Annotated in this window: 4 protein-coding genes; 2 read left to right on the top strand and 2 right to left on the bottom strand. The window is 59.5% G+C overall.

Annotated elements, in window-relative coordinates; translation table 11 throughout:
- Positions 1-232: 232 nt before the first annotated feature.
- Both IRZ24_RS14995 and IRZ24_RS14990 read right to left on the bottom strand, forming a co-directional pair.
- Positions 233-1,819 (bottom strand): sensor histidine kinase, encoded by a 1,587-nt coding sequence (locus IRZ24_RS14995; protein ID WP_297165644.1) that lies wholly within the window; start codon positions 1,817-1,819, stop codon positions 233-235.
- 5 nt (positions 1,820-1,824) lie between these two features.
- Positions 1,825-2,541, bottom strand: a complete 717-nt coding sequence (locus IRZ24_RS14990) for a response regulator transcription factor (protein WP_366914312.1) — start codon at positions 2,539-2,541, stop codon at positions 1,825-1,827.
- A 486-nt stretch (positions 2,542-3,027) separates the two neighbouring features.
- On the opposite strand from IRZ24_RS14990, the gene IRZ24_RS14985 reads away from it, so the two are divergent.
- Together IRZ24_RS14985 and IRZ24_RS14980 are read left to right on the top strand one after the other, a co-directional pair.
- Positions 3,028-4,740, top strand: a complete 1,713-nt coding sequence (locus IRZ24_RS14985) for a tetratricopeptide repeat protein (RefSeq protein WP_297165641.1) — start codon at positions 3,028-3,030, stop codon at positions 4,738-4,740.
- A gap of 120 nt (positions 4,741-4,860) precedes the next feature.
- A complete protein-coding gene (locus IRZ24_RS14980) occupies positions 4,861-6,651 on the top strand; it encodes a serine/threonine-protein kinase (RefSeq protein ID WP_297165640.1) in 1,791 nt (596 codons plus the stop codon).
- Positions 6,652-6,768 lie beyond the last annotated feature (117 nt).

Raw genomic sequence — 6,768 nt, 5'->3', positions numbered from 1 at the left:
TCCATGAACACTGGCCGCATCCCGGACCCCACCCAGTTATTACTATGCGTCATTGACTGGCAAAACGCATCAGCAGATGTACCTAGTTGTCTTGATGGAGGAAAGTGGGGGAGCGGCCCGTTGGCGACGCGCGGAACGAGCTGGGCCTAGGTTGCTGTTGGAGGGGGAGAAAAAGGCTTGCTGAAGCTGTGAGAGAAGGAGAGAGAGAGAATGGCCGGGTGCTCGGCGCGGTCTACCTGGCCTGCTGGCTGGCTTCCCAGGGTTGATCAGCTCTCCCATGCTCAGGCTGGAGAGGGAGCGACAGGCGCACAACGCACCCCTGACCCGGAGCTGACTCGATTGACAAAGTTGCACCGATCAAAGCGGCCCGCTCGCGCATCCCGAGCAAGCCCAGTCCTCCCTGAGAGCCGTGCTCGCGTCCTGTCCCCACCTGTTCGGGAGCAAAGCCCCGGCCATTATCGCTGACCGTGACCGTCAGGCAGTCGGGCAGATAGGCCACATGCAGCCAGGCCTGCGTTGCCTGCGAGTGGCGCCAGACATTCGACAGGGCTTCTTGTACAATGCGGAAGACGGCGATCTCGGCCTCCGAAGAGGTCGGGCGAGGCTCGCCTGAGCAACTAAACGTACAAGGTACACCGCGCTCGGCGGAGCTATCGCTGAGCCATTCAAGGGCTGCATGTAGACCCAGATCATCCAGGACAGACGGACGCAGATCACGGCAAGCGCGGCGCACACCCTCCAAAGTGCGATCAGCCAGGTTCTGCAGGCTGGCATGCCATTCCAGATCTTTCTCGGGGAGCTGGAGCTGACGCATTGCACGGCCCAGGCCATCCAATCCCAGTGAGAGCGCAATCAAGGCTTGAGCTGTATCATCGTGTAGCTCACGCGCCAGACGCCGGCGCTCTTCCTCCTGCACACGTGTGATCAAGGAAGCATAGTCGCGTAACTCATCCTGGCGTCGCCGTGCGCTGCGTAAATCTTCAAGAGCGCGTTGCAGCTCGTTGGTCTGAATACTCAGACGTGTACTGACCAGGGCCAGATAATAGATCGCAAAGAGGGGCACTAAAAAGAAGAGCCAGGCCAGCTCGGCGGCGGCGTCATCGAAAATATCAACGACCGGCAGCAGCGGACCCACACTGAGCACGAGAGCTTGAAAGCGCAGAAAAGGCGAAGTCAAGTAAGCGCGCCAGGAAGATCTGGCCGAATCGCCCGACCAGCGGATCAGCATCGGGAGTGCTGTCAGGGCGATGAGCACCATCATGACAACAGCGGCCAGCACGCTGCCGAGCAGCTCATTGGTCTCCGCCAGGCGGCCGTTGTGCTGAATGGGCAGATGAGTGCTGCCCGCCACCCACATGTAGACCGAGCCGGCGATAAAGACGATCAGAGCTGTACTGGCCAGACGATAGCAGGCCTCGCTCCAAGAGATAAAGCCCCGAGCCAGCGTATAGCCCTGAAGCACCATTTGAGTAATCACGGCTGTCAGCACCGCGGCAGGTACGCTAATCAGCACGCTGGCGGCTAAATAGAAAGGGGCAGTGATATCGAAGAGGAAGAGAGGGCGCCAGGTATCGAGCACCTTCTGACGGGTATTTTGAGGATTAGCGAGTTCTGAACGGAGAAGGCGCAGCAAAGAAACGCGTCCTAACAGTGCCAGCAAGGAAGTCAGCGCGACCAGACTATAGATGGCTCGTGGGCCGTAAAAATTAGGGGCTGGTCGATAATTGTGGATAGACCAGAGCAACAGGGGTAAAGCAATGGCCAGGGAGAGCGCAATTACGAGCAGCCGAAGGGACGAGAACGGTGCCTGCTTAAGCATGGTTCTCATTGAGTATCATAGGTATCCTGGAGTGAGATCATGCCCTGACGCAGGGCTTGGAGCACGGCCTCGGTACGCGAGCCGACCTGCATCTTTTGGAAAATGTTCGCCAGGTGGCTATGGACGGTGCGGATACTCAGGCCGAGGCGGCGAGCGATCTCCTTATTAGGCAAGCCACGGGCAGCCAGGCGCAAGACGTCAAACTCGCGCTCGCTCAGCAGATCCGAGGAGCGCTGCGCCGGGTGGCTGCGATTCGTCAGACGACGCATCATTTTCTCTGTCAGCGACGGCTGCAGCACCGACTCACCGCGTGCCACCGCGCGGATCGCGTTCACCAGCTCCTGGCCATGCACATTTTTCAACAGGAAGCCAGCCGCGCCCGCTTCGAGCAGAGCGATCAAGTACTGCTCATCATCGTAGGCTGAGAGGACCAGCACGGCTGTTTTGGGGCAATGAGCCTTGATCTGGCGTGTGGCCTCGATCCCTCCCATGCCGGGCATAGCGATATCCATGATCGCGATATCAGGATTCAAGCGGCGGGCGGCCTCCACCGCCTCCTCGCCGCTGGCGGCCTCGGCCACCACCTCCACATCGCTCTCTGCCTCAAGCAAGCGCCGTGTTCCTTCGCGGACTAGGGCGTGGTCGTCGGCGAGCAGTACGCGAATCACTTGCTGCTCCTCATGGTCGCCGTTGACAGCGCTGGTGGAGGCCTGTAGTGTCATCTTACTATCATCCTGCTCTCGTAGCTCACTGAACACGGTAAGAAACCCTCCTGCGGAGCAACTTCCTCGCAGCCAAGCCAGGCCAGGCCAGGCTGAGCCGAACCACATCGAGCCAGACCAGGCCGAACCAAGCACCAGCCATTACAGGGTTTTGCCTTTACTATAGAGGATCTCCGCAGGTGACGGCTACAGCAAATCTGCTGAGATCTTTTTCATTATGACACGGCCTGAGACAGAAGGCAAGTACCCCAGGGAGGGGGAGGGAGAGGCGAAAATGGCCGCTGGGCAGCGCTTAGACCGCACTTTGTGGTATCATGAGAAAAGCATGCTGGAACGTTCTCTTGACAGAGCAGGACCCTTTCGTTAGAGTAGGTCGCGGGTCCCTATATGCTTGCATGCTGCTTTTTCACCGTTTCTGCGATGTCTACGTGTTTGTATGTATGAGGGAACGTTATTAAAACGATGTGCTGAGCAGGGAGGAGGCCCATGGGGGGCTGTTTGGACGCCGAAGGCTGTGGTTATCAGAATCCCGATAAAGTGCGTTTTTGCGCCCGATGTGGAATTCCAACCAGAGGCTCATTCCTGCTGGGGCGCTATGAAATTATGGATCTTCTTTCACGCGACCGCCAGACGGTCACCCTGCAGGCCCTGGATCATCATCGCGGGCTGCCGGTGACGGTCCGTGTGCTGCGCCCACGTGAGACGACAGAGCAGGAGCGGGAAGAGTTCCTGCAAGATGCGGAGCTGGCCATGTCGCTCTCTAGTCGGGTGCATGAGCCAGGGAGCATTCGCGTGACCGATTATGGCCAGGATGGGCCGGTAGCTTTTTTGGTCAAGACAGAGTTCGATCCGGCGCGCCAACCCGCGCGCCAGTTCCGCCCTCATATGACGGTGCGTGTGGGAAGTGATCTCTTCTGGCCGGAGGCGGAGGCTACGGTGCAGGCCACGGCTGAGGTGGGAGAAGCTGAGGAGGGGGTGGCAGAGGAGGAGGTCAGTACCGAACGGCATCCGGCGCTGACACGCGGGGCCGTAGCTCAGCGTCAGACTACTCCAACGGGCGTGCGTGATTGGCTGGCTGAGGCCAATATGCTCTATGAACAGCAGCGCTATGAGGAGGCCCTGGCTGCTTATGAAGTGGCTATTCGCTCACAGGGCAGCCCGGTGGAAGCCTGGGTCGGTAAGGGAGCAACCTTGATGTTGCTCGGGCGCCCCGAAGAGGCTCTGGCAGCCTACGACTATGCCTTGCGCCTACGCCCGGATGATCCTGAGCTGTGGAACTCACGCGCCAGTGTGCTGCACGAGCTGGGCCGCTACGATGAGGAGATGTATTGTTACGATCAGGCCCTGGCCCTCGATCCGAATTCCGCCTTCGCCTGGAGTGGCCGCGGCATGGCCCTGGCCGAGCAGAATCGCCCAGAGGAGGCGCTGCTCGCTTTCGATCGCGCCTTGGTGCTCGACCCGAATCAGAGTGTGATCTGGCAGGCCATGAGCGATACGCTCTATAGCCTGCAGCGCTATGAGGAGGCCCTCATTGCGGTCGACCGGGCCCTGGAGCTAGATAGCCAGCGCGCATCATTGTGGGATATCAAGGGCAATATTTTGCGTCGCCTCAAACAACCTGATCAGGCGCTTCCGCTGCATGAGCGCGCTCTGCAACTGGAACCGCATAATGCCCTCTATCATTTTGATAAGGCCAACGATCTGCGCGATTTGCGTCGCTATGCGGAGGCGCTTGCCGCCTACGATGAGGCCTTGGAGCTTGATCCTACCCTGGCCGGCGCATGGTATAATCGAGGAAACGTCTTGGCTGCGCTGCACATGTATGAGGATGCCCTCGAATCCTATGACCAGGCCCTGCGCTATGACGATGGCCTGATCTCCGCCTGGTACAATAAGGGGAGCCTCCTCCACGAGCTGGGACGCTATCAGGAAGCTCTGGAGGCTTTTGATCGTGCCCTGGCCCTCGATGCTCACTATATCGCGGCCTGGAACAACAAGGGCTTGTCGCTCTTCGCGCTGGGGCGCCTGGAGGAGGCTCTGGCAGCTCTCGATCAGGCAACAGCTTTCGCTCCCGAGGAACCTGATGCCTGGCATAATAAGGCGGTTGTGCTGGAACGCCTCGGACGCAGCGAGGAGGCCCGCTCTTGCCAGGAGTGGGTACGCTCTCTGGAGCAACAGGCGGCGTTGCGCAAGACGTGATGAAAAGAAAGGCACGCTGGGAGCAGAGAGTAGACGAGGTGCCAGCTCCCCTGGCTAGCAATAGCTCCGCCTGGGGTTATGCACGGAGAGACTGTGAGAGATTCCAAAGAGGAGGAGGGCATGCGACGCTGCGCCGACCTGGATGACTGCGGATATGAGAATCGCGAGTCTGATCTGTTCTGCCGAGCCTGCGCGCTCCCTCTGCTGGGAACTGCGCTCGCCGGTCGCTATGTGGTTGAGGCCCTGATCAGTAAGGGAGGCTACGCCGCGGTCTTTCGTGGAGTCGATCGCCATTTGTCGCGCTATGTGGCGATCAAGTTGCTCCTGCCAAGCCGCACGACGACGAGCGAGCGGGAACATTTTTTGCGCGAGGCGCGCATCGCGGCGGCCCTCGATCATCCGAATATCGCCCCGGTCCTCGACTATGGCCGTGATGGCCCCAGCGTCTTTTTGATTATGCCTCTCTATACCGCTGGCTCGCTACGCACACGCCTGGCCAGCGCTGGAGGTCCATTGCCCTTCTGGGAGACCGTGCAGTATTTCCATCAGTTGGTGTCGGCGCTGCATTATGCTCATACTCGTCCTCGCCCGGTGATTCACCGTGATATCAAGCCTGAGAATCTTTTGATCCACCAGGAGGACCATCGCCTGGTGATCACTGATTTCGGAATCGCTCGCGCTTTGGAGCCAGGGGCCCGCGTGGGTATGACTGTGACCGTGCGGGGCACAGTCGGCTATATGGCTCCTGAGCAGGCTCATGGTATTGTTGATCCTCGCAGCGATCAATACGGTTGTGCGGTCGTCCTCTACGAAATGCTCACCGGTTATCATCCCCATGATCCGCTGAGTGGCCCTGTTGTGCCTCCTTCTTCGCTGAACCGTGAGCTGATGCCGGAATTAGATGAGGTGCTGTTACGCGCTCTGGCGCCGCGCCCGGAAGAGCGCTATGGCGACATGTTGGAGTTTCAGTATGATTTTGATCGCGCCTTACAGCTTGGTAGCGGGGCACGGGCCTTGGTGCTGCGTTCGCGCGAGGCGGTGCGCCTTCCTCCGTTGGCGAGTGGTCGGCGTGCTCTGCCTGCTCAGGCGGCGGCTCTCCCTGATGAGGTTGAGGACAGTACGGTAGAGGCGCGAGCCAGCGCCTCTCTACCGGCCCAGCAGCAGGCGCGCGTCTCCTCGCGCATTAGTAGCAGTGTCCGTGAGAAGTGCCATGAAGGAGATCAGCTCTTACGGCAGCAGCACTATGCCCAGGCGCTGCGGGCTTATGAGGAGGCGCTCCAGCTCTCTCCCCGCAACTTCCATGCCTGGAATGGTAAGGGCACGGCGCTGTATAATCAGGGCAACTATCGCAAGGCCTATGAGGCTTTTCAGCGTGCTACTGAGATCGATCCTGAGAGCGCGGTGGTCTGGGTGAGCGCCGGCTTAGCGCTGCATCGCCTGCAGCGCTATCAGCAGGCCCTGGTCCATTTTGAGCGGGCTCTGGCGCTGGACCCGCATTATGTGGCGGCCTGGAATGGAAAGGCGGATACGCAGTTAGATATGGGCCTGACTACTGAGGCGCTGGCTTCCTATGAGCAGGCGCTGGCCTGTGATCCTCATAGTTTCCATGCCTGGAACGGTCTGGGCAATGCTCGCTCAGCGCTGCATGATTTTGCTGGAGCAGTCGAGGCCTATACGCGGGCGCTCTTGATTAATCCTCACAGCGCCGTGGCCTGGTGTAATAAGGCAGAGGCCCTGCTGCGGCTCGGCCACCATCGGGCCGCCCTCGATGCTCTCAATGAGGCTACTGAGCTTGACCGTAGTTATGCCCGGGCCTGGATGCTGAAGGCTGAGATCTATGAGCTGCTCGGCCAGTATCAGGAGGCCCAGAAGGCCCGACGCCGCATGAAGCCCTGGGGACCGCTGAGCTGATCCTCTCTGAACTCTGGAAGATCCAGCGCTTTCTCTCCCTCTTTGAGGCTAATATTATTATTTTCTCTTTTTATGCTAGCGATCCCGAACTGGTGCAGCTTGTTGAGGACTATACTC

It is taken from the genome of Thermogemmatispora sp., assembly GCF_019683755.1.
In the GTDB taxonomy this organism is placed as follows: domain Bacteria; phylum Chloroflexota; class Ktedonobacteria; order Ktedonobacterales; family Ktedonobacteraceae; genus Thermogemmatispora.
This window is presented reverse-complemented; position numbering and strand designations above follow the sequence as displayed.

Coding starts and splice junctions, on each gene's coding strand:
- IRZ24_RS14995 (WP_297165644.1), bottom strand. CDS start 1,819: ATGCTTAAGCAGGCACCGTTCTCGTCCCTTCGGCTGCTCGTAATTGCG.
- IRZ24_RS14990 (WP_366914312.1), bottom strand. CDS start 2,541: ATGACACTACAGGCCTCCACCAGCGCTGTCAACGGCGACCATGAGGAG.
- IRZ24_RS14985 (WP_297165641.1), top strand. CDS start 3,028: ATGGGGGGCTGTTTGGACGCCGAAGGCTGTGGTTATCAGAATCCCGAT.
- IRZ24_RS14980 (WP_297165640.1), top strand. CDS start 4,861: ATGCGACGCTGCGCCGACCTGGATGACTGCGGATATGAGAATCGCGAG.